Origin of the sequence: Martinezella miluonensis (assembly GCF_900094545.1) — a bacterium.
Lineage (GTDB): Bacteria > Pseudomonadota > Alphaproteobacteria > Rhizobiales > Rhizobiaceae > Rhizobium > Rhizobium miluonense.
Genome location: NZ_FMAH01000028.1, coordinates 62,589 through 85,214, shown reverse-complemented (window position 1 = coordinate 85,214; position 22,626 = coordinate 62,589). Strand labels below are relative to the sequence as shown.

Annotated in this window: 23 protein-coding genes; 11 read left to right on the top strand and 12 right to left on the bottom strand. The window is 59.5% G+C overall.

The genetic code is table 11. The features are described from left to right. Positions 1-145: 145 nt before the first annotated feature. Genes GA0061102_RS21020 through GA0061102_RS32675 form a run of 3 tightly spaced genes read right to left on the bottom strand, consistent with a single transcriptional unit; the run spans position 146 to position 2,351 of the window. Positions 146-1,420, bottom strand: a complete 1,275-nt coding sequence (locus tag GA0061102_RS21020; RefSeq protein WP_092852844.1) for a CmpA/NrtA family ABC transporter substrate-binding protein — start codon at positions 1,418-1,420, stop codon at positions 146-148. A 32-nt stretch (positions 1,421-1,452) separates the two neighbouring features. After that, positions 1,453-2,040, bottom strand: a complete 588-nt coding sequence (locus tag GA0061102_RS21015; protein ID WP_092852842.1) for an ANTAR domain-containing response regulator — start codon at positions 2,038-2,040, stop codon at positions 1,453-1,455. Between the two features lie 8 nt (positions 2,041-2,048). Next, entirely contained in the window at positions 2,049-2,351 is a 303-nt protein-coding gene (locus GA0061102_RS32675; RefSeq protein ID WP_139115085.1) for a hypothetical protein, read from the bottom strand. A 314-nt stretch (positions 2,352-2,665) separates the two neighbouring features. Here GA0061102_RS32675 and GA0061102_RS32670 point away from each other — a divergent pair, with 314 nt between their 5' ends. Both GA0061102_RS32670 and GA0061102_RS21010 read left to right on the top strand, forming a co-directional pair. Continuing rightward, positions 2,666-2,848: a hypothetical protein gene (locus GA0061102_RS32670; RefSeq protein ID WP_139115084.1), complete on the top strand. Its 183-nt coding sequence runs from the start codon at positions 2,666-2,668 to the stop codon at positions 2,846-2,848. A 20-nt stretch (positions 2,849-2,868) separates the two neighbouring features. Continuing rightward, on the top strand, positions 2,869-3,069 hold the full coding sequence (locus GA0061102_RS21010; RefSeq protein WP_092852840.1) for a hypothetical protein: 201 nt from the start codon (positions 2,869-2,871) through the stop codon (positions 3,067-3,069). 101 nt (positions 3,070-3,170) lie between these two features. On the opposite strand, the gene GA0061102_RS21005 is transcribed toward GA0061102_RS21010, so the two are convergent. Then, a complete protein-coding gene (locus GA0061102_RS21005; protein ID WP_159432191.1) occupies positions 3,171-3,782 on the bottom strand; it encodes a GNAT family N-acetyltransferase in 612 nt (203 codons plus the stop codon). Further along, the gene (locus GA0061102_RS21000; RefSeq protein WP_159432190.1) at positions 3,763-4,413 is read right to left on the bottom strand and encodes a CBS domain-containing protein; all 651 of its coding nucleotides are present in this window, start codon (positions 4,411-4,413) and stop codon (positions 3,763-3,765) included. The genes GA0061102_RS21005 and GA0061102_RS21000 overlap by 20 nt, the downstream gene beginning before the upstream one ends. 240 nt (positions 4,414-4,653) lie before the next feature. Here GA0061102_RS21000 and GA0061102_RS20995 point away from each other — a divergent pair, with 240 nt between their 5' ends. Further along, positions 4,654-5,490, top strand: coding sequence for a universal stress protein (locus GA0061102_RS20995; protein ID WP_092852837.1), 837 nt, complete (start codon positions 4,654-4,656; stop codon positions 5,488-5,490). Between the two features lie 345 nt (positions 5,491-5,835). On the opposite strand, the gene GA0061102_RS20990 is transcribed toward GA0061102_RS20995, so the two are convergent. Together GA0061102_RS20990 and GA0061102_RS20985 are read right to left on the bottom strand one after the other, a co-directional pair. Continuing rightward, positions 5,836-6,531 carry a CBS domain-containing protein gene (locus tag GA0061102_RS20990; RefSeq protein WP_092852835.1) on the bottom strand — a complete coding sequence of 232 codons (696 nt, stop codon included), beginning with the start codon at positions 6,529-6,531 and terminating at the stop codon, positions 5,836-5,838. 144 nt (positions 6,532-6,675) lie between these two features. Further along, a complete protein-coding gene (locus GA0061102_RS20985) occupies positions 6,676-7,419 on the bottom strand; it encodes a response regulator (protein ID WP_092852876.1) in 744 nt (247 codons plus the stop codon). 134 nt (positions 7,420-7,553) lie between these two features. Between GA0061102_RS20985 and GA0061102_RS20980 the strand changes: the two genes are divergently transcribed. Next, positions 7,554-8,303, top strand: a complete 750-nt coding sequence (locus GA0061102_RS20980) for a Crp/Fnr family transcriptional regulator (protein WP_092852833.1) — start codon at positions 7,554-7,556, stop codon at positions 8,301-8,303. A gap of 120 nt (positions 8,304-8,423) precedes the next feature. Next, positions 8,424-10,346, top strand: coding sequence for a hybrid sensor histidine kinase/response regulator (locus GA0061102_RS20975; protein WP_092852831.1), 1,923 nt, complete (start codon positions 8,424-8,426; stop codon positions 10,344-10,346). 88 nt (positions 10,347-10,434) lie between these two features. Here the strand turns inward: GA0061102_RS20975 and hemN are convergent, their stop codons facing one another. From hemN to GA0061102_RS20960, 3 genes are read right to left on the bottom strand one after another with little or no spacing between them, the layout of a single operon-like run. Then, the gene (gene hemN, locus GA0061102_RS20970) at positions 10,435-11,781 is read right to left on the bottom strand and encodes an oxygen-independent coproporphyrinogen III oxidase (protein WP_092852829.1); all 1,347 of its coding nucleotides are present in this window, start codon (positions 11,779-11,781) and stop codon (positions 10,435-10,437) included. A gap of 2 nt (positions 11,782-11,783) precedes the next feature. Continuing rightward, complete coding sequence (locus GA0061102_RS20965; protein ID WP_092852827.1) at positions 11,784-13,373, bottom strand: ATP-binding cassette domain-containing protein; 1,590 nt, start codon at positions 13,371-13,373, stop codon at positions 11,784-11,786. Further along, the gene (locus GA0061102_RS20960; protein WP_092852825.1) at positions 13,370-14,974 is read right to left on the bottom strand and encodes an ABC transporter transmembrane domain-containing protein; all 1,605 of its coding nucleotides are present in this window, start codon (positions 14,972-14,974) and stop codon (positions 13,370-13,372) included. Before GA0061102_RS20960 ends, GA0061102_RS20965 begins: the two co-directional genes overlap by 4 nt. Before the next feature lie 101 nt (positions 14,975-15,075). Here GA0061102_RS20960 and GA0061102_RS20955 point away from each other — a divergent pair, with 101 nt between their 5' ends. Genes GA0061102_RS20955 through cydX form a run of 3 tightly spaced genes read left to right on the top strand, consistent with a single transcriptional unit; the run spans position 15,076 to position 17,992 of the window. Next, positions 15,076-16,659 carry a cytochrome ubiquinol oxidase subunit I gene (locus GA0061102_RS20955; RefSeq protein WP_092852823.1) on the top strand — a complete coding sequence of 528 codons (1,584 nt, stop codon included), beginning with the start codon at positions 15,076-15,078 and terminating at the stop codon, positions 16,657-16,659. A gap of 25 nt (positions 16,660-16,684) precedes the next feature. Then, entirely contained in the window at positions 16,685-17,839 is a 1,155-nt protein-coding gene (gene cydB / locus GA0061102_RS20950; protein WP_092852821.1) for a cytochrome d ubiquinol oxidase subunit II, read from the top strand. 21 nt (positions 17,840-17,860) lie between these two features. After that, positions 17,861-17,992 (top strand): cytochrome bd-I oxidase subunit CydX, encoded by a 132-nt coding sequence (cydX, locus tag GA0061102_RS20945; RefSeq protein ID WP_092852819.1) that lies wholly within the window; start codon positions 17,861-17,863, stop codon positions 17,990-17,992. A gap of 134 nt (positions 17,993-18,126) precedes the next feature. Here the strand turns inward: cydX and GA0061102_RS20940 are convergent, their stop codons facing one another. Then, positions 18,127-18,384, bottom strand: a complete 258-nt coding sequence (locus GA0061102_RS20940; protein WP_092852817.1) for a DUF2934 domain-containing protein — start codon at positions 18,382-18,384, stop codon at positions 18,127-18,129. Between the two features lie 140 nt (positions 18,385-18,524). On the opposite strand from GA0061102_RS20940, the gene GA0061102_RS20935 reads away from it, so the two are divergent. The 3 genes from GA0061102_RS20935 (at position 18,525) to GA0061102_RS20925 (ending at position 20,248) form a co-directional block, all read left to right on the top strand. Then, positions 18,525-18,986, top strand: coding sequence for a YbhB/YbcL family Raf kinase inhibitor-like protein (locus tag GA0061102_RS20935; RefSeq protein WP_092852815.1), 462 nt, complete (start codon positions 18,525-18,527; stop codon positions 18,984-18,986). A gap of 100 nt (positions 18,987-19,086) precedes the next feature. Continuing rightward, positions 19,087-19,257 (top strand): hypothetical protein, encoded by a 171-nt coding sequence (locus GA0061102_RS33200; protein WP_167668035.1) that lies wholly within the window; start codon positions 19,087-19,089, stop codon positions 19,255-19,257. 67 nt (positions 19,258-19,324) lie between these two features. Then, a complete protein-coding gene (locus GA0061102_RS20925; RefSeq protein WP_092852811.1) occupies positions 19,325-20,248 on the top strand; it encodes a patatin-like phospholipase family protein in 924 nt (307 codons plus the stop codon). On the opposite strand, the gene GA0061102_RS20920 is transcribed toward GA0061102_RS20925, so the two are convergent. Further along, the gene (locus tag GA0061102_RS20920; RefSeq protein ID WP_092852809.1) at positions 20,245-22,620 is read right to left on the bottom strand and encodes a phosphoketolase family protein; all 2,376 of its coding nucleotides are present in this window, start codon (positions 22,618-22,620) and stop codon (positions 20,245-20,247) included. The genes GA0061102_RS20925 and GA0061102_RS20920 overlap by 4 nt on opposite strands. Positions 22,621-22,626 lie beyond the last annotated feature (6 nt).

The following is a 22,626-nucleotide window of genomic DNA, read 5'->3' as shown; positions in this document are numbered from 1 at the left end:
TTGGAAGCTCGGCGCCGCCCAGACTGGCTCCGTCGATGATTACCCGTCGCTGGCTTGGAGACGCGACCGCGACGATCTGGTTGAATCCAACAGAGAAGCAGGAGCAGACGGTGGTGCCGGGGTTCGACTGATCTGCACCCGGGCGCTAAATATCCTCGGCCGAAGGCTGCGCCGCAGGCGCCGTCTTCACGGCGAATCCACCGATGTAGGCGGCCATGTTTGCGGGATCGAAAACCTGATCGTCCATGAAGCGATCACCGTCCGTATCGCCCTCTATACGGATATCGGCATCATCAGGCGAGGCGTCGTCGCCAAGCGCCAGCCGGTAGAGGTCCGGACGATAGGCAGAGGCTGCCATTTTCATGTTCCGCTCGGACAGGGCGATCTGCCCCCAGCGTACCATCTGGCTGAAGATCCACAGGGCTTGGCTCGGACGGGGATAGTTGGCAAAGCCACGATGAAAAGAGAAATATCGGTCGATCACCCGCCGATTGCCCCTGGCGTCCAGGTTGAATTCGCCGGCCAGGACATGGCGGATAATGTGGGCGGGAGCTGCGATATAGCGCTGATCGGCGAGCGCTTCGGCAAGGCAGTCGTGATTTTCCGCCAGGTCGCACCAGCGCGCTGCCGCGTCCAGGGCGACGATGAGCCGCGAAACGGTTTCGGGATGGCTCTCGGCCCATTCCGGGCGCATGCCGATCACCTTTTCCGGAGCTGAGGGCCATATGTCCTGCTTGGCGGCTACGATGCGGCCGACGCCGCGTTCGGATGCGACCATGTTCCAAGGCGCTCCGACGCAGAAGCCATCGATGGCGCCGGCCGCGAGCGCATCGGAGGTCAGTGGTGGCGGCACGACGACGAGTTTCACATCGCGGTCGGGATCGATCCCGCCTGCCGCAAGCCAATAGCGAAACTCGTAATTGTGGGAGGAAAACGGATAGGTCATGCCGAAGGTCGGTGGCGTTTCGCCGCGCTCTCTCATGTGCGCAAGCGCTTTTGCCAGAGCTCTGGAGTTTTCGAGCGCACTGGCTTTTTCCGCGAGGTCTGCATAGCCGCGCATGCGATCGAACAGCCTCACCGAGAGGGTGATCGCACTGCCGCCGCGACCAAGCGAAAAGGGCGTTATCGTTGATGAAGGATTGGAGCCAAGGCCAAGCATTGAAGCCACCGGCATCGGCGACAGCATGTGGGCGATGTCGAACTGGCGAAAAGCCAGCCGGTCGCGCACATTGGCCCAGGAGACATCCTTGGCCAGTTCGAGCGTCAGCCCTTCCTTTGCAGCAAAGCCAAACTCGGCTGCGGCGATAAGGACCGACGCATCGACGAGCGGGATGAAACCGGCACGCAAGATCTTTTGCTCTTTGCCGTTGACGCGGACGGGGGCTGCTAGCCTGCCGCTGAATCGTTCGATTATTGTCATCTTTCGTTTCCGCCTTTCTACCGATGTTGCGGTCACATCAGCAGCCCGGCTGCGGTCACCACGCTTTGGGCGATTTCGGATATCTTTTTCTTTTCGTTCATGGCGGTTTGGCGCAGCAGGGCAAAAGCATCCTCCTCCGACAGACCGCGCATTTTCATCAGAATGCCCTTTGCCCGCTCGACGATCTTGCGTTCCTCCAGGGCAGACTTGGCCTCGGCAAGTTCTCTTTGAAGACGGGAGAAGGCATTGAAGCGGCTCACAGCCATGTCCAGAATGGATTTGACGCGCTCCTTCTTCAAGCCGTCCACCACATATGCCGAAACGCCCGCGTCCATGGCGGCCTCGATCTGCGCGGTGTCCGACCGATCGACAAACATGGCGATCGGCCTGCCGACGGTCCGCGTGAGCTGGAAGAGGTGCTCCATCATGTCACGGTTCGGATTTTCAATATCGATGACAATCACATCCGGCTTCAACGCCTCGATGATACGGGCGACGCCGTTGACTTCGTGAATGACGGTGACATTGCCATGCCCGGCGTCACGCAACCCTTCCTCGATGATCGAGGCGCGAATGACGTTTTCATCGATGACCAGAATTGTCAGCTCGGAATGGACCATCGCCACCTTCAATCGATGACGCCATGCAGATAAACCGCGAAACCGACGGTAGATATCAGCAGGGCCACGGGTGAAGACGGATTTCTCCCTAGCGTCAGAGCGATCGCCAATCCGCATGCCACCAATGCCGAACCGGCGGCGAGACTATGGTTCGCGAAGGAGAGGCCGATCGCACACAGGAAGATGCTTGTCGACGCCGTCATCAGCGCGAGCCGGGCTCGCGACGTCTCTGGGTTTACCGTGAAGACGGACGCGCAATCTGCCCAGCTGAAGCCGATGGCTATGCATAAAAACGGCAGAAACGAACCCACCTGATATCCCTTTCTTGAACTCTTTGACACAAGCAATTGGCGTGCCACTATGGAACGCATTGAAAATGCGGGGCGTTCGAGTTCTCCTCGCCGTAGAGTTCGGAGCAAATGCCTGCTTGATAGGCATTCGGCCCGCCGGTTGCCCACAGCCTATGATGTGCCGCGAATGCCGATCACGCCACTTGTCAAAAATGGACGGAGACAAATGGTCGAACCCGTCTTAATGTTAGCTGCAAGCGGAGGCGTAGCGATCGGTCTGGAGCGGACGCGCTGACCGATCGGCCCGGCGTGGCGAATGAACAGGTAGAATCATAATGACCCGACGTGCCTTGCGGATGGCACTTTTCCACAGAACCCGAATTGCTGTGCATCTGGCTTCAGTGGCGGTACTGGCGCAGTCGCTGCCGATGGACGGGCAGGTGGCGGGCAGCGTGATCATCGCAGACCAGATCAATGCCAATGGCCAAGTCCATCTGATCAATTCGAAGGGTTGGTAATCTATCCTGGAGTAGGATTTTTGACCAAAGCGGACGCCGACGGCCTCTATCGCGTTCTCCGTGATTCACAGAGGACATGGGCGGTCTACAACACGCTGACCGGCGAGCAAGCGTCGATCATGGATCTTCAGTTGATCGGGCTCACCAGGGCCGATGCAGAGGATTTTATGTCTCTCTTGAATTGGCTGCAGGCGCGACGCCGAGAGTGTGGCAACTTTTAGAATAGAAGCATGAGATCGGTCGATCCGCGACTTCGGGCCTACCGCGCCCGCCTGAGAGCAGGCCGCCAGCATCGATCCGATATGGCGGCGCAGCGAGTTCCTCATGCGATGAGTGATTTCGATAGCAGCAACAGGCTAGGATCATCAGGGTAGGGCTTGATTTTGAAGCCCATATTCTGTTCGAGTTCTACAGCGTCATAATTGCTTCTGTCTTCAATGGACTCGATCTTTTCCATCCCGTGACGCTTAGCTTCCTGCACCATCAACCCCAGAAGCCCCCAGCCGAGGCCGTGGCCCTTGAAGTCGCTGCGCACGGAAATGGCGGTTTCGGCTCGTCTCTTTTCGCCATCGCAGGCAAGGACGGCCGTCGCGATCGGCGTCGTGGTGTCCCGCGCAAAGGCGATATAGCTTTGCACGGCGCCGTGGCCGACGCCGATCAGTTCGGCAATCTGCCGGCGCGAAGCATGTTTAATCGCCGAGAGGAAACGAAAACGAAGATCTTGCGGACTGACATGATCGAAGAGCTCCATCAGAAGCGTCTCGTCATCAATACCGGCCGGTCGTACCGAGACCTGCAATCCCTCTCGCGTGACAAGATTCCATTTCTGTTCGGACATGACTTTCTCCTTAGTTTGCATGGAATTTCGTTTGCATAGCCAGCCCGCCGACCGGCCGTGGCCCCATGGTCGCCGTTCAGGCAATCTGCGGCGCAAGATGCAATTCATCGACATAGCCGCGCGTGCCGCTGATACGTTCGATCAGCACTCTGATTGCCTGGCGCTGCAATTCGGAATCGATGTTCCCGGTTATGCAAACCCGGGCATTGTGCACGGCGACTTGAACCTGATCGCTCGTGAGCCCCAGTTCGGTTCTCAGGCGCGTAATGACAGCCAGCTTGAGAGCCTCATCGCCCGGCGCGATGGTGTCCGGCGGCACATACGCTATGGCGCGCAGGAGATCACGTCGGCTGATCAAGCCAACCAGTTCACCCTTGTCGAGCACGAGAACGCGTTTGATGCGGTGAGATGCCATCAGCTTGGCTGCGATGGAAATCGGTGTATCCGGCGTCACGGCAATGATGTTCGGCGTCATGACGTCGCTGACACGCCAAGCCTTGCTCTTGATATAGTTCAGCAGTGCACCGTCGACCTTTGCGACCTCTGCGCAAGATTGGCTCAGGGAGTCGATTTCGCAGCGAGCCAGAAGGTCGCCCTCCGTCAACATGCCGCAGACACCTCCCAGCTGATCGAGCACCGGGAGACCGCTGATCTCATTCTCGAGCATCAGCCGGATTGCGTGGCGAATATTGGCGCATCCGTCGATCGATATGATCTTCTTTGTCATGATGTCTTTCGCCTGCATGGCATTCGCTCCGATCGATGGCGGCTGTTGAGGATGTCCCGATCATTCGACGGATTGGCCAACTCGACATTGATCGGCGTCAAATTCTTCGATGAACGCGCGACGTATCCGTCAACGCATGTTTGCAGATCGCGGAATGATGTTCTTGACGCTGATCAATGTCGCGGTGAGGCGGCGGCATAGGTTTGGGCCGCAATCATCGGCGACAAGGAGACCACATCAATGTCTTACGAAACGGTTCTGAGTGTCATGTCTTCAAGGCATGGCCGCGAAGACTTGCGGACTGCGATTTCATTTTGCGAAACGGCGAACGCTCACCTGGTGCTGCTCGTCCTCGGTTTCGGCGCGATGCCCCCTTACAGCGGCTATGGGGATTCCACCGCCAGTATCTGGATCAACGAGCGGGAGCGGGAATTGACGCAACTCGGCGAAAGGGTTGCTTCCGTCAAGGCAGAACTCGCCGCCAGCGGCATATCGCATGAGGTCCAGGAGTTCTTCTGCGATTTTCCCTGGGCGCCTGACTTGCTTGGGCAACGCGCGCTATATGCCGACATCACCTTGATCGGCAGCGAGATGACGTCGGACGAGGACCTCAGAGGATTTGCCGTCGACGGAGCGCTGTTTCACTCTCCGACGCCGGCTCTGATGGTTCCAAAAGGCGCCTCTCCCGTCTGGCCGCCGAGGACAGCTTTGATAGCCTGGGATTCCAGCCATGAAGCCGGCCGCGCGGTTCATCAGGCGATCGACGTCTTGAAGAAGGCCGAGCGTGTGCACGTCACCATGGTTGATCCGGTTGCCCTTTCGGGGCTTCAGGGCGAAGAGCCGGGCGCCGATATAGCGGCTTACCTGGCTCGTCAGGGGATCAACGTATCTGTCGACGTCGTGGCAAGCGGCTCGCGCCCCATCAATGATGTCTTGCTGCAACACGCCGGCGATGTGGATGCCGATCTGGTCGTTATGGGTTGCCACGGTCACTCTCGAGTGCGGGAGAGAATTTTCGGTGGCGTCACTCGCGCCATGTTGCAGCAAACCAACCTGCCAATTCTGATGGCGCGCTAGGCCTTCGGGCTGTGACGAGGCTGGCCAGCCAATCCTGGCCCGCCGCTTCCGCCGTTTTGCAAGTTCGATGGAACGTCGTCAACGAGCAATGCTAATCGCTCGGCGTCATAAGATCTAAGCTTTTATCGTGAAGACCGGATTTGTGCGGCGGCCGACGCCGCATCCTGCAGCATGCGGTGGCTTCCAGCGCCATCTCGCGTGAATTCCTGCCTCGCCCGACACAAGGCCACGACATCGAGGAGAACTCACGACATCGAGACAAAGCTGCGCACCCGGCATCGGGCGAGGCCTGGACGGGCGACACCGTGGGGTTGGGCGCCGCCGTCTTGTGCCAAGCGAAATCGCTTAGACTATGCCAACGCCGATGTAGGGATCGATATAGACGAGATTGTCGAAGACCGCACGCACGCCGGAGACATTTTCGGCAGCAACCTTTGCCGCCTGGCGCTCTCTTTCATCCATGATGCTCCCTGAGAGTTCGGCGACGCCGTCGACCACCTTGACGCGGATGGAGCCGCGCCGGCTCCAATCCTGCGAGGCAAGCTCATTTATGATCGCCGCTTCGATCTCCTGATCCCTGCTATCGGTTACCGGCGTTGGAAGGGCATTGACAAGAGCTTTTAGAAGATCCGATCGGGAGATGATGCCGACGAGCTTGCCGTGCGAGACAACGGGAAGGCGTTTGACATAGTGCCTTTCCATAAGCTCGACCACGTCCTGCAAGTCGGTTGTGGTGGTTACCGCGACCACATCGGAGGTCATGACGTCTTCGACCGTGCGGCCGTGAGTCGATACATATTCAGCAGCGAGCGTTCCCGGACTGGTGAGTAGCTCGAGCAGCCACGAACGTTTGCGTTCCGTGTGCAATTCGCTGCGCCTGATAAAGTCGCCTTCGCTGACGATACCAACCAGCTTGCCTTCCGCATCAACCACGGGAAGACCGCTGACATGATTGTCAAGCATCGTTTGGGCGGCATCCGTGATGGAAGTTTCGGGGCGAACGGCTATGGCGGGGGATGTCATGATCGTGTGGACAAGCATGTCGAGCTCACTCCTTCAAGGTGACGTTGCCGATGAGATCCGGCGACTGGCGGTGAGGATAGAGCTCCGGCGGGATTTCACTTTGATTACGATCAAAGCTGGCGCCGCTGACGGGCATGGATCTTGGGAGTCCGGCCGACGTAGTCAGACGGCAGGCGCTGTTCGATCCAGCTTCGCGGTGAAGACATAGCCGACCCCGCGCACCGCCTTGATGAATTGCGGCTTCTTCGGATCCGTTTCGATCTTGCGACGCAGCCGCACGATCTGGGCATCGATCGTGCGATCAAAGGCTTCAAGGTTGCGCCCTCTGGTGAGATCCATGAGCACTTCACGCGTGAGGACGCGTCCTGCATTGCGAACGAATGCCGTCAGCATTTCGTATTCGCCCGTCGTCAATTCGACCTCTTGTCCCTCAGGGTCCAGTACCTGACGTCGGCTAATGTTCAGCCTCCATCCCTCGAAACCGATGATCTCCTCGGCGCTCGGCTCCGAAACCCGCGCGGGAGCCTGGCGTCGGCGCAGGATCGATTTGAGGCGGGCGTGGACCTCACGAAGGTGAAACGGCTTGGCGATGTAGTCGTCTGCGCCGACTTCCAACCCGACTATCCGGTCGACGACATCATCACGGCCTGTGAGCATCATGATCGGCACGTCCGACTGGGCGCGAATTTCGCGGGCAAGATCAAGTCCGTCCGTGCTGCCCGGAAGGACGAGATCGAGCAGAATGGCGTCGAAGTTTTGCGCGCGCATGCACACCCGCATCTCGTTCCCGTCCGCGGCGGAAGAAACGATGTAACCTTCATCCTCGAAATAGCGCGTCAACATCTTGCGAATGCGGGGGTCGTCGTCCACGACGAGGATATGCGCGTGATGGTGGAGCGCCGCCATCGTCGATTCGATCAATGTACTAAACCGCCGTTGTTACAGACTGTTACCAAACAGCACCGTCTTTAACACGCGCAACATCCTGGTGTCACCTGCGACAGGTCATCTGTTCCCATCGACAGCTCAGAGGAACGGTCATGCTGCAGACGAATAATGTTCATCATCTCAAGGAAGTCACGAGCCCGGCGCTGTTCGGCGCCGAGCCGGACAGCCTGAAGGCACTTTTCAGAAAGCAGCCCGTCGAGTGTCTGGCCGCCGGCCAGTCCCTCTTCTTCGAAGGCGATGCCGCAAAACACCTTTTCGAGGTGGTCGAGGGCAGCCTGCGCATCTTCAAGATCATTTCCGATGGACGCCGCGTCATCACCGGCTTCTTGCACGCCGGCGATATCGTCGGCGTTTCCTTGAAAAGCCATTATCTCTATAGCGCCGAGGCGATCGTCGACACCCGTATCCGTCGCTTCTCGCGCAAGACATTCGAGGCTGAGGTTGCCAGGTGCCCCGACTTGCGGCCCGAGGTATTCTCGCGCCTCTGTGATGAAATGGCTGCCGCTCAGGATCAGATGGTGCTGCTATCGCGAAAGAATGCGGAGGAGCGGCTGTGCACGTTCCTGCTCAGGCAAGTGCAGCGCGGGCCGGGTCTTCGAGGAAACATCGCCATTGTCGAATTGCCGATGACGAGGCTCGACATTGCAGACTATCTCGGTCTGACGATCGAGACCGTCTCCAGAACGATGACCAAGCTGACCCAACGAGGGATCATCTGTTCGATCGGCCGCCACGCGGTGCGGGTCATGAAGCATGGTGTGCTCGCTCAACTTTCCGGCGATGATGAATATTATGGCGACGAGCGTAGCCAAATCTCTTACGCTGCGGGTAATCACCACTAGAGTAATTCCAGGAAAAGTGCGCAGGGGTTTTCCGTCCGGAATGTGTGAAAACAGAAAAATGGAGCGCCTTCGCGATTCGAAGAAAAGCGAAAATGCTCTAGGTGCAGATGAAGAGAGCCAATGAGCAGCAAGACCGTCAGTAACGTTTTGGGTGGAAACAAAGTGGACGAAATCACCCGCCTGCTCGACGGAGTCAATTTGATCGTACATGGCTTGGACGGGATCATCAGCCACTGGACGGGCGGCTGCCAGGCTCTCTACGGCTGGTCACCGGAGGAAGCCATTGGACACGTTGTTCACGAGCTCCTGTCGACCCGTTTCCCAAGGCCGCTCGAGGAAATCCGCAACATCGTCCGGCGTGATGGTGCGTGGGAAGGCGAGGTCGTGCATCGCGGGAAAGACGGCCGCTCACTCTTTGTTGCGACACGTTGGGCGCGCGTTGCACCGGATGCTGACGGCAAGACGCTGATCATTCAGACGAACAATGATGTGAGCGACATGAAGAGAGCTCAGGACGATCTTGCGGAGAGGGAGGCGCATCTGCGCTCGATTCTCGATACTGTGCCGGAATCCATGGTCGTCATCGACGATGTCGGGACGATTTCGTCCTTCAGTGCCGCGGCGGAAAAACTGTTCGGCTATGCGGCTGCGGAGGTGTGCGGCAAAAACGTGAGGATGCTGATGCCGCAGCCCGATCGCGATGCGCATGACGGCTATATCTCGCGTTATCTGACAACTGGAGAGCGCCGCATCATCGGCTACGGGCGGGTGGTGACGGGGCAGCGCAAGGATGGGTCGCTGTTTCCCATGGAACTTGCCGTCGGCGAGGCGATCACCAAGGGCGGGCGCATCTTCACCGGTTTCATCCGCGATCTGACCAGCCGGCATAAGATCGAGGAAGAACTGCGGCAGGCGCAGAAGATGGAAGCGATCGGGCAACTGACCGGGGGCCTGGCGCATGACTTCAACAACCTGCTCACGGTCATCAGCGGCAACCTCGAAATGATCGAGAACAAGCTTCATGACGAAAAGCTCCGTCCGCTGTTGCGCGAGGCACAGGACGCCGCTGAAGACGGCGCAAAACTGACGGGACAGCTGCTTGCCTTCGGGCGCCGTCAACCGCTTAATCCGAAACTCGTGGATGTCGGCCAGCTCGTTTCGGGCTTTTCCGATCTCCTGCGGCGGACGCTGGGCGAGACGGTCGAGTTTCGTACGATCGTTTCGGGATCGGCAAACAATGCGCTGGTCGATGCGTCGCAATTGCAGAATGCACTGCTGAACCTCGTTCTCAATGCGCGCGATGCCATGGATCGTGGCGGCAAGCTCTCGATCGAGATTTCGCGTGTTCACCTCGATGTCGACTATGCACAGATGTATCCGCAGGTTCGCACGGGGGAATTCGTCCTGATTGCGGTGACGGACACTGGCCACGGCATGTCGGCAGACACGAAGCAGCGCGCTTTCGAACCTTTCTTCACCACGAAAGGCCTTGGTGCCGGCACCGGTCTTGGCCTCTCCATGGTCTATGGCTTTGCCAGGCAGTCCGGCGGCCATGTCCAGCTCTACAGCGAAATAGGGCAGGGGACGAGCGTGCGCGTTTTCCTCCCTGCCGCGCAACGACAAGATGCCGACGTCGGCGATAGTCCACTAGGCGATCCTGCCCATCAGATCATTCCCCGCGGGTCGGAGAAAATTCTCGTCGTCGAGGATGATCCGCGCGTGCGCCGGGTCGCGGTATCCAGGCTTGTCGATGCCGGTTATCAAGTCGTCGAGGCGGCCAATGGCAAGGACGCGCTCGACCGGCTGGACGAAAACCCTGATGTCGCGCTGCTCTTTACCGATATCGTCATGCCCGGCGGCATGACTGGTGACGAGCTTGCCAACACCGTCCGCGCATCGAGGCCGGAAATCAAGATCCTCTTCACCTCCGGCTACGCGGAACCAACGATCGCCGGGCGAGAACTCGCGCAATCCGGAACATGGCTGAAGAAGCCCTATACGGCCCGCGAGCTGGCGCAGCGGCTTCGAGATCTTCTCGACTAGACACTGCGCATCCTCCGCCATCGAGTTAGCTAACTCAAACAACAGCAGCGATCTTCGGTTGGCGCCGAATGGCGGCGATAGAAAGATATTAAATTGCCGCCGAATGCCGTGCCTTCTCCGTATTCAGGTACCTATCGAAGTGGGCTGCGATAGACCTCGCGAACAGGCGGCTCTCCCGTTTGATGGAGAAGCCGCCATCGTTTGCGACGAAATGTGGCGATACCTGTGCAAGCATGGCCGCCTCGCGCAGGATTGGCTCCGCATTTTCGCCGAACATGTTGCGCAAGGCGATGCTGGAAAAGCCAAAGTCGCACATCAGGCGCTCGATGACCCAGCCGCGCAGTCTATCGTCCCCAGAGAGCGAAAGCCCGCGGGCAATAGCAAGACTGCCCGCTTCGATCAGACGACTATACTCACCGGTCGAGGGAGTGTTTTGCGCGTAGCCTTCGCGAAATCGGCTGATTGACGAAGGGCCAAGACCAATGAGCGTTTCGCAAGGGTCGTCCGTATAGCCTTGAAAGTTTCTCGTCAGACGGCCTTCGCGCGCCGCCATCGCTAGGCTGTCCGTCGGCAGGGCGAAGTGATCGATGCCGATTGGTTGATAACCGGCCTTCCTGATCAGCGCCGCGGCACTCTGCGCCTGCTCGAGCCTCGAATCAGGATCGGGGAGGGCTGCCTCGTCGATTATCGTCTGATGCTTTTTGAACCAGGGCACATGAGCATAACCGAAAATCGCGACGCGATCCGGCTGCAACGACAGCGATAGGTCGATAGTTTTGCCAAGCGTTGCTACCGTCTGAAACGGCAAACCGTAGAGCAGGTCGAGATTGACAGAACCGACCCCGCGGGCCCTCAATCCGTCGACGATATCGCGCGTTATCTCAAAACCTTGCTCACGGTTGATCGCCTTCTGAACGCGGGGATCGAAATCCTGAATACCGAGGCTTGCCCGCGTCGTTCCAACCCTGGCCAAAGCATCCAGCCGTGCCTCGTCCATGTCGTTCGGGTCGATCTCGATGCTGACGCTTGCGTCTGCTGCAATGGTGAGGTTGGCATGCAGCTGCTCAAACAAGCTTTGCAGATCGTCAGGCCTGATCATGGTCGGCGACCCGCCGCCAAGATGGATTGCGCGCACGATACCTCGGCCGGAAAGGTGTCGGCCGAGCAAGATGATTTCGCTATGGAGGGTCGCAAGATAATCGCTGACAGGCCCGTACCGCAAAGTCTGCTTCGTATGACAGGCACAGAACCAGCATAGCCGATCGCAGAAGGGAATATGCAGGTAGAGGGAAATCGCCTCATCGGCAGCGAGTGCGCCGATCCAGCCTGCGACCGTCCTTGAGGTGACGCTGTCATGGAAATGCGGTGCCGTGGGATAACTGGTGTAACGCGGAACCTTCGTGTCGATCAGGCGGTGGGTGGGGACTGCTGTCATGTTCACAATTCCAGGATGGTGCTGTCGTGGAGCCGGATCGGGCGATGGGTCGAGATCACGATAATGCGGTTGCTCAAGTGATCGGCAAGGCGAGCGAGGATTCGCTGACCTTGTGCGGTGTCGAGATGCTCGGTCGGCTCGTCGAGCAAAACGACCGGCATGTGCGTCAGGAAAGCGCGGGCCAGATTGAGCCGCTGCGCCTCGCCGAGCGAGAGCATATCCTGCCTTATCCACGCATCGAGGCCGCCGGCACTACGGATACGCTCGTCGAGCTCGACGGCAGCAAGCGCCTGCCACATCATCGTGTCACTGCCTTCGGGATCGAAGAGATTACCTCTGACAGTGTCATCGAGAATTGCCGCATCGTGAAGGACAAGGGTCGTCAGGGCCTGCCGCTGTGGCGCCGACAAGCCTGCTTCGGTTCCCTCGAAAGTGTCTTCACCGATCCAACCGGCGATCTGCTTCAGGAGGCTCGACTTGCCGCTGCCGCTGGTGCCGACCAGAACCGTTGGAAATCCAGGTCTCAAGCAGAGTGCAATCGGCTGAATGCCGATCGGAGCACCCGATGGGGAAATACGTTGGAGATGCCGGTGCCGAAGTTCGAGCGGCGTTTCGCGCCTTGAACAGACTGACGGGGGTTCCGCATCTCTTTTCCACCGGCTGATCTCAGCCCAGGCGGCGTCCCGCCGCAGATTGGCGACCAGAATTCGCGATGCCCCGTTCATAGCTTCGCCAAGTGCCAGCCATGCAAATCCAAGCGCGATGGGCAGCAACATCATCTCACCGCGGTCGCCGGCCAACCAGGCGGCGGCCACGACGCTGATGCCTGCAATCGGCCCGGCAAGGGAAGCAAGTGCATCAAAGCCCGATTGGAGGCGGCGCAAGGCGAACACCAAGCCGTCGGCCTTGGAGAAAGCATCCATGGCCGATCGACACTCTTCATCCCAAAGGCGTTCGGCCCTCAAGGAGATGGTGGAAGCCATGGCGGCTCCCAGTCGTTCGGCGCCATCTCGTCGTTGCAATCGCGTCTTTGTCCAGACGACTGCGCCGGCCTTTGCCAGTCTGCGGCCAATCATGGCGCCGACCAATAGCACCGACACAATGGGCAATAGCGACAATGGCGCGATGATGGCGGAGCAAACAAGGAGTACGGCAAGGCCGGCTGCCATCGTCAGTAGCGGAAGACGGGCGCGCAGACGCGCATAGTCGACATCGTCAACATCATCGAGATAATCGGCAAGGCGGGCCTCGTCTCCAAGCTGCCAGCCGGCACTGCGGACGGCGGGTGCCGCTGCCATGGATGCAAACAGATCCACCCGGCGACGTACCTGATCACCAAGAGCAGCCTTGTGGCCGATGAGGCGCTCTCCATAGCGCGCGGCCGTGCGCCCGATGGCGAATAGACGGATGAACGCCGAAGGAACATGGAAGTTGAAGGTGGCAGCCGCAGCCGTCAGTCCGGCGGTCGCGACGGCGCCCAGGAACCAGGCGGAGACGCCTCCCAGCAGGATGCCGCAACAAACGGCGCAACAGCTCAGGAGTGTCGCCCGGCGCCAGTGTTTTTTATTCGCGGAGAGGGGTTCGCTCATCATGCCGCCACCTCGATATTTTTGTTGTTTGAAAGGTCGATCGTCAGTCTCGCAACGCCCACCAACTCCCTGTCATGCGTGGCAACGACGACCAGCCGTGAACGCGCTATGCTGAGAAGCGCTTGCCGAACGAGTGCAGATGTTGCTGCGTCGAGCTTGGCCGTAGGTTCGTCTGCGACAACCGTCTTCCCCGACAGAAGAGCGCGGGCGACTGAAACGCGAAGTCTTTGGCCGCCTGAAAGGTTGCTCCCGCCGCGGCTAAGCAGTGCATCAAGGCCACCGGGCAGAAGTGCATCGTCAAGGAGGCCCACCTTGTTTGCGGCATCGAACAGCCTCTGCGGCGATACAGGCGGCAGCTTCCAGCAGATCGCCTCGCGAAGGGTGTGTCCGCCGACAAAGCTGTCGGTCGAAACCCATGCCATATCCCCGGAAATCATCGCTCCGGGGTTTGCCTCCGGTTCTAATTGGGCAAGTCGGCGTAGCAGGGTCGACTTGCCGCTGCCGCTGGGACCGGTGATTGCAACAAGGCCGTGTTCGGGAAGCGGCGAGAGAGGTCGGTCAAGCGCGGCAACGGTAACCGTCTCTGGAACATCGGCATTGAGCAGCCGGTCAAGCGCATTCGCCGCAGCCAGACCTTCCGCCTTGGCATGATATTGTTCGGAGAAACGCCTGAAAGGCGCGAAATACTCCGGCGCGATCATCAGGATGAATAGGCTCTGCCAGAGCGCGAGATCGGAAAAGCCCGGGATCATCATCAATTTGAGGTGCCCGAGGCCAAGAAAGACCGCGAGCAAGGCGATCGACAGCGACGCGAAAAAGTCGATGATGCCGGCATTGATGAATGCAATGCCGAGAACGCTCATCGTCTCGCGCGCATAGGTCTCCAGGCGGGCGGAGAGCTTTCTCTCCTCCTCGGCAAGAGCGTGATTGGCCAGAATGGTCGGCAGCGCGCGGATGCGATCGGCAAATTGCCCCGCAAGACGGCCGAAGGCCCGTTCCTGAACTGCCGCGCGGCTCCGGATTGCATCGCCCACCAATGCAAAGAACAGAATCATGACCGGCGTCAGACAGATGACGAGGACCGCAGCCTGCCAGGAGACGAGCAAGAGCATGGCTGCGGCCACCATCGGACCGATTCCCATCATCATGGAGGCCATGCGATGGCCAATGACGAGGGATGCCACGGCTTCAGGGTAGCGCTGCATGGCCACGACCAGCGTCCCGACGGGCAGCTGGTTCAATTGTCGCGGCGACATAGCGTTCAGGCTTGTTCTTGCGACATCGCGCAACCCCGTCTCGATCGTGGTTTCGGCGCGCGCCTGCATCCTGTCGCCGAGCAATCCCGCGATAGAGGAGCAAGCGAGAAGGCCGATCGCGAGGATCGGTAGCCAGGGATCCACCCCTTGGTCCATTACCAGCCGGCCAGCGACCATGGCGGCCGTTGCCGAGAAGCCCAGCCGCAGAACAAGGCGCGCCACCTGGACCGTAAACACGGCTCGCAAACTGGTTTTCGCGCTGTCTCGCGCAAGCACGAGCACGTCGATCTTGTCGGCGTCGCTGCGGACGCGTTCTGGGTTAGCGGTCGATGCCTTGTCTTTGTTCATGCAGCTCTTTTGGCATCGATCGATTGCTTTGCGATTGATCTAGATCAACTCGCCCGAGGATCGCTCGCGCTAACAGATATCGACAAAGAAAGGATACCCCCATGTTCGACCCACTTCTCGTCGACCTATCCCGGCTTCAGTTCGCCCTGACGGCGCTGTACCACTTCCTGTTCGTACCCCTGACGCTCGGCCTCTCCATCATGATCGCGATGATGGAGACCGTCTACGTCATGACGCGGCGAACCATCTGGCGCGACATGACGAAATTCTGGGGCGCGCTCTTCGGCATCAACTTCGCACTCGGCGTTGCGACGGGCATTACGATGGAGTTCCAGTTCGGCATGAACTGGGCCTATTATTCTCACTATGTCGGCGACGTCTTCGGTGCACCGCTGGCGATCGAAGGCTTGATGGCCTTCTTTCTGGAGGCGACCTTTGTAGGTCTGTTCTTCTTCGGCTGGGATCGACTTTCGCCACGCGCCCATATGACCGTCACCTGGCTGATGGCGCTGGGCACGAACTTCTCGGCGCTCTGGATTCTGATTGCCAACGGATGGATGCAGAACCCAGTCGGTTCAGCCTTCAATCCCGACACGATGCGCATGGAAGTGACTGATTTCATGGCGGTCTTGTTCAATCCCGTCGCCCAGGCGAAGTTCGTCCACACGGTTTCGGCCGGCTACGTCTGCGGCGCGGTTTTCGTCCTTGGTATTTCCGCCTGGTATATGTTGCGCAATCGGCATGTCGCGCTCGCAAAGCGCTCCTTTGTGATTGCTGCAGCCTTCGGCGTCGCCTCGTCCCTTTCGGTGATCGTGCTGGGTGACGAAAGCGGCTACGCCTTGACCGATAACCAGAAGATGAAGCTCGCGGCCATCGAAGCCATGTGGGAGACGGAGCCCGCACCGGCATCCTTCACAGCCGTCGGAATTCCAAGCCTTGCGGACCGCAAGACCCATTATGCCGTCCATATTCCCTGGGTCATGGGCCTGATCGGCACCCGATCGATCGACAAGGAAATTCCCGGCATCGACCAGCTGGTGGCGAAGGCCGAGGAGCGTGTGCGCAACGGCTTGGGCGCCTATGACGCGCTTGAGAAGCTGAAGGTGAATCTGGGCGACGCGGCAGCGCGGACGACGTTCGAGGCGAAGTCCCAGGATCTCGGTTATGCGCTCCTTCTGAAGCAATATGTCGAAGATCCCCGCACTGCGAGCGATCAGCAGATCAAGGATGCCGCCTGGTCCTCGGTGCCGCAGGTTCCTTGGCTCTTCTTCTCGTTCCGCATCATGGTGGCGTGCGGCTTTGCCCTGCTTGTCCTCTTCGTTACATCCCTCTGGTACACGATGCGGGAAAAAGGCGCTCCGCGCTGGCTGTTCAGCCTGGCTGTGCTTGCCATGCCGTTGCCGTGGATTGCGATCGAGCTTGGATGGTTCGTCGCCGAATTCGGTCGCCAGCCCTGGATCATCGACGGCGTGCTGCCGACCTTCCTGGCGACATCGGAGCTCGGCATCTACAACCTCATCCTCAGTATTGCGGGCTTTACCCTGGTCTATGGCGTGCTCGCCGTCATCGAAGTTCGGCTGATGCTGGCGGCCATCCGCAAGGGTCCTGATATCGCCGACATGATCACAGGCAAGCCTTCGGCTCCGCTCATGGAAGCGAAGCCGGCGATGCAGCCGGGCGAATAGCCCATTCCCGAAAAGGACCAAGTCAATGATCGAATTTCTTCTCAGCTATGAAACGCTGCGCGTCACCTGGTGGATCCTGCTCGGTGTGCTGCTCATCGGATTTGCCGTTATGGACGGCTTCGACATGGGCGTAGGGACGCTATTGCCCTTCGTCGCAAAGACCGACCTCGAGCGCCGGGTCGCCATCAACACGGTAGGCCCGGTCTGGGAGGGCAACCAAGTCTGGTTCATCCTGGGCGGCGGCGCCATTTTCGCAGCATGGCCCGCGCTGTATGCATTGAGCTTTTCGGGCTTCTATCTTGCGATGTTTCTGGTGCTGCTGGCTCTCATCCTGCGACCCGTCGCCTTCAAATACCGCTCAAAGAGACCTGAGAAGGCATGGCGCGCTCGCTGGGACTGGGCACTTTTCGTCGGCGGCGCCGTTCCATCTCTGATCTTCGGCGTTGCCGTCGGCAATGCGCTTCAGGGTGTGCCGTTCCATTTCACCTCGGATCTGCGTCCGATCTACGAAGGCACTCTCTTCGGGCTGCTTAATCCGCTCGCGCTGTATTGCGGTCTGGTTTCCCTGTCGATGCTGGTCATGCACGGTGCGGCCTGGCTCGCCTTCAAGGCCGAGGGCATCGTTGCCGAGCGTGCGAAGGCAATTGGATCCAAGGCAGCATTTGTTGCCGGTCTGCTTTTTGCCGGAGGCGGCGTACTGGTCTGGCTCGGGCTACTCGGCGGCTACCGCGTTACTTCGACCGTCAAATGGGATGGCCCTTCAAACCCGCTTCTGAAAAGCGTCGCACATGACGGCGGTGCCTGGCTTGCCAATTTCGAGGCTCACCCCATTCTCTGGCTCGTACCCGCCATCGGCATCATCGGCCCCTTTTTCGTGGCATTGGGTTTCCGCACCCGCCGCGAGGGCTTGACCTTCATTGCATCGAAGCTTTCGGTCGCGATGATCATCGCGACGGTCGGCCTGGCAATGTTCCCGGTCATACTGCCGTCGAGCACCAATCCCAGCCACTCGTTGACCGTCTTTGACGCATCGTCCAGCCGCGCGACGCTGCGCAACATGCTTCTGGCAACCGCCATATTCATGCCGCTCATCCTTCTCTACACCGCCTGGGTTTACCGGGTTCTATGGGGCAAGGTTAGCGAGAAGAGCGTCGAGAAGGCCGGGCATTCAGCTTACTGAACAAGGAAAGGAAGAGATAATATGTGGTACTTCGCATGGGTTCTTGGGCTGGGACTGGCGGCTTCCATGGGTATTTTGAATGCGCTTTGGTACGAGCTGCGCGTTCTGCGCGAAGAGCCTGCCGACGAGATCCTGCAGCTGCCCACGCCGTAAGGATGCAGGCATCCCGCTGAGAGCTGAGATGAGACCGGCCGCCGGCCATTGGTAAGAACAATGGCCGGCGGCCGCATCTTGCTATGTTCCTTGTGCCGCGCGATGGAGGCAGGCGAGGGGATAGCGGACGGAATTCATCCGAGACGGCGGCCGTTGGGGTGTTGGTCGCTCTCGATGTCCGATGCATTATCTTCAGCTTGGCTCACCGCGACCTTTTTCCGAAGCTTCGCAAGTATCTCTTCGCCGTCGACGGACGCTCGCGTCCGCTCCATGATCTCACGCTCTTTGGCCGCCTGTTCCCAGTGATGCTGGCTGCGTCCCGAGGGCCGTCCGGCCGCCTCCCAAATGGCATAGGCCCGCTTGCTGATCCACTCGAACCGTTCATCCGTCATTTCTTCTCCTGCTTCGTGGGCGTTTCGAACCGCGGGTGGGCGCGAATGTTGGCCGTGGGGAACAATAATGGTGCTGACGGGTTGCACCTTATGTTCCCAACTTCACAAACACATTAATCCACGACAGAAAGGAGGATCTGATGACTTTGACGTTGATCAGCAAGGCCTTTGCTGAAGACGAGCCGATACCAAGCAAATATGCGCTGGACGGTGAGAATATGTTTCCGCCCCTTGCTTGGGGTGGCGCTCCTGCGAAGACCCAGAGCTTTGCTCTGGTCGTCGAGGATCCGGATGCGCCCAGCGGCACGTTCCATCATTGCGGCATCGCCAACATTCCCGCGCAGTGGGAAGCCCTGGCGGAAAGCGTCGACACGATGCAGGAGAAGGCGCTGCGCTTCTACAAGAACGATTTCGGAAACGCCCGCTATGACGGTCCGCAGCCGCCAAGCGGTGATCCTCCGCATCGCTACATCTTCCGCCTTGCCGCGCTCGATGTACCGAGGGTGACGCTTCCTGACGCCGTCGGGGCGGAAGCAATGTGGCAGAAGGTGAAGAAACACATGCTGGCGGAGGCGAGCCTCACAGGCACCTACCAGTCATAGGCTATGATCTGCACGCCGGCGCGATCGGCATGCCAGAGTGCCGGTCGCGCCGACACGAGTTGAAAGGCCGCCGTAACCCGGCGCCCATTGGATGGTTGCAATGAGCAGAAATGACCATGATGACGCAGACAAGGAGAAACCGCGCACCTTCCCGGCCGACGATGTCCGTCAAGGCGAGATCATCCTAAAGCGACGATGGCAACGCGTGATATTCATCGGTGGGCTTGCAGGCGCGGTTCTGGTGATCCTGCTGGCACATTTTGCCGGATAAATCTCGGTTAGGCACGGCCAAATTATTTCGATGGACAGGAGTGTCCGCTGGCTGAAATAGTGAGCAGATGGCTCAGAAAAACGTCGCGCTGGTTCTCGGTGGTGGTGGCGCTGCCGGAAATGCATGGTTGATCGGTATCATCGCAGGGCTGGCCGAAGCTGGTTTCGATCTGACGGAGGCCGCCGATTTGGTGATTGGCACATCGTCCGGCGCCACCGCGGCGGCGCATGTGCGCAGTGGCATGCCACCGGCGGAACTGTTGGCCTGGGTGCTTTCGCCATCGGTTCAATCGGCCGGGCAGAAATGGGTGCGGTCGCCTTCTTCGGCTCCATCCCTGCCGATGTCCACGGTATTCGAGCGGATGAGGGCCATCGGTGCCGCAGCCAGCTCAGCAATTGATCTACAACGCGCGATGGGCGCGTTCGGATTGGAAAGCGACGCGATACTGGGGCCTGCGGCAGTGGAACAGCGGCGCTCAATGGTCGCAGCCAGGTTGCCTCGCCATGAATGGCCGGACAGGCCGATGATCGTCGTGGCCGTCGACGCGCATACCGGCGAATTGATGGCGTTCGACCGCGAGTCCGGCGTCGATTTGGTGGACGCCGTGACCGCGGCCACGGCAATGCCCGGCATGGCACCCACGCACAGTATCAACGGCAATCGTTACATCAATGGCGGGGTGCGCTCCACCGACAACGCCGATCTTGCAGCAGGCTATGCGAAGGTCGTGGTGCTCTCGCCGTTCAGCGGACGAAGCGGGCCGCTACCGGAGGGCCAGTTCGAAGGCCTGCGCCGGCAGCCAGGCATGGACCTGGCAAGCCAGGTTGAGAGTTTGCGCAAGCAGGGCAGCCGCGTCGAGGTGATCACACCGGACGACGATTCCCGCACAGCAATGGGTACGAACCAGATGGATCCGGCGACCCGCATCCCCTCCGCCCGGGCCGGCTTCGCTCAAGGCAAGCTGGAAGCAGTTCGCCTCGCCTTTCTCTAGCGCCTCCACCGCCAGTTGCTGACTTCCGGCATATCCTCGCCATGACGCCGGACGTAGTCGCGATGCTTGATGAGCTTCGCCTTCAGTCCGTCTATGACATCGGGAACTTTTTCCGCCAGGCCCGGCACGCGGTCGATCGCTTCAAGAGCAAGGTGATAACGGTCCAGCTCGTTCAGCACGGTCATGTCAAACGGCGTGGTCGTCGTGCCTTCCTCGATGAACCCACGCACATGGATATTGTCGTGATTGGTCCGTCGGTAGGTCAGACGATGGATCAGATAGGGATAGCCGTGATAGGCGAAGATCACCGGCTTGTCCGTGGTGAAGATCTGGTCGAATGCCTGATGCGCGAGGCCATGTGGATGCTGCTGCGGATCCTGCAGGGAGAGAAGATCGACCACGTTGACCGTGCGGATTTTGAGATCGGGAATCGCCTCGTGCAGCAGCATGACGGCAGCCAATGTCTCCATGGTCGGGACATCGCCGGCGCAGGCCATGACGATGTCAGGGGCAACCGTATCGTCCTCGTAGCTTGCCCAATCCCATATGCCGGCGCCTGCCTTACAATGGGCGATCGCCTCGTCCATGCCGAGCCATTGCGATTCCGGCTGTTTGCCGGCGACGATGACGTTGATCCGGTCATAGGTCTTGAGGCAATGATCGCCGACCCAAAGCAGGGTATTGGCATCCGGTGGCAGATAGATGCGTACCACGTCGGCTTTCTTGTTGGCGACCAGATCGACGAAGCCCGGATCCTGATGGGAAAAGCCGTTGTGATCCTGCCGCCAGACATGCGACGTCAGCAGATAGTTCAGCGACGAGATCGGCTTGCGCCATGGCAATTCGCGCGAGACTTTCAGCCACTTGGCATGCTGATTGAACATGGAATCGACGATGTGGATGAAGGCTTCGTAGCAGGAAAAAAGTCCGTGCCGCCCGGTTAGCAGATATCCTTCGAGCCAACCCTGGCATAGATGCTCGCTCAGGACCTCCATCACTCGACCATCCGTAGCCAGGTGGACGTCATAGTCTTCAATAGCTTCCATCCAGACGCGGTCGGTGACTTCGAAGACGCTGCCGAGCCGGTTCGATTCCGTCTCGTCGGGGCCGAAGATGCGGAAGTTCTGCTGGAGATCATTGAGCTTCAGTGTATCGCGCAGGTAGTGCCCGAGGATTTCGGTCGATTGCACCTGCTGGCTGCCGCGCTCGCCGATCTCGACCGCGTAGTCGTGGACGGAGGGAACTCGCAGCTCCTTGCGAAGCAGGCCGCCGTTGGCGTGAGGATTGGCGCCCATGCGCCTTTCGCCTTGCGGCGCAAGCGCACTCAATTCGGCTTTGAGCTGGCCGCTGCGATCGAAGAGATCGTCTGGATCATAGCTGCGCATCCAGTCTTCCAGGATCTTGCGATGGCTCTCATCGCCACGACAATTGGCGACTGGCACCTGGTGCGCCCGCCAGAAACCTTCGACCTTCTTGCCGTCGACCTCCTTGGGGCCGGTCCAGCCTTTCGGACTGCGCAGGATGATCATCGGCCAGCGTGGCATTCCTTCGGGCGCCGCCTTTTCACGGGCCATTCTCTGTATGCCGCGAATGCGGTCGAATACCCGGTCGGAGGTGTCGGCCATCGCCTGATGCATGGCAGCCGGCTCGTCACCCTCGACGAAGAAGGGCTCGTAGCCATAGCCCGAAAAAAGGTTGCGCAGGTCCTCGTCGCTTTCCCGGCCGAGGATCGTGGGATTGGCGATCTTGTAGCCGTTGAGGTGGAGGATGGGCAGCACTGCGCCATCGCGCGCCGGATTGAGGAATTTGTTGGAATGCCAGCTTGCTGCCAGCGGCCCTGTTTCGGCCTCGCCATCGCCAACGACGCAGGCAACGACGAGGTCGGGATTGTCGAAGGCGGCACCAAAAGCATGGACGAGCGCATAGCCGAGTTCGCCGCCCTCGTGGATGGAACCTGGGGTCTCAGGGGCTGCATGGCTTGGGATGCCGCCGGGGAAGGAAAACTGCTTGAACAGCTTTTGCATCCCGTCCGTGGTCTCGGAAATATCCGGATAGATTTCGCTATAGGTACCCTCGAGATAGGTGTTGGCGACCATGCCGGGACCGCCGTGACCCGGACCGCACATGTAGATGATGTCCAGATCGCGCGCCTTGATGAGGCGGTTGAGATGCGCATAGATGAAGTTCAGCCCAGGCGTCGTGCCCCAGTGGCCAAGCAGCCTCGGCTTGATATGCTCCGGCTGTAGTGGTTCGCGCAGTAGAGGATTGTCCATCAGATAGATCTGGCCGACCGACAGATAATTGGCGGCCCGCCAGTAGCGGTCGATTAGAGAGAGTTCCTCGGGCGAAAGCGGTGTGGTGACTGCGTTCATTTCCGT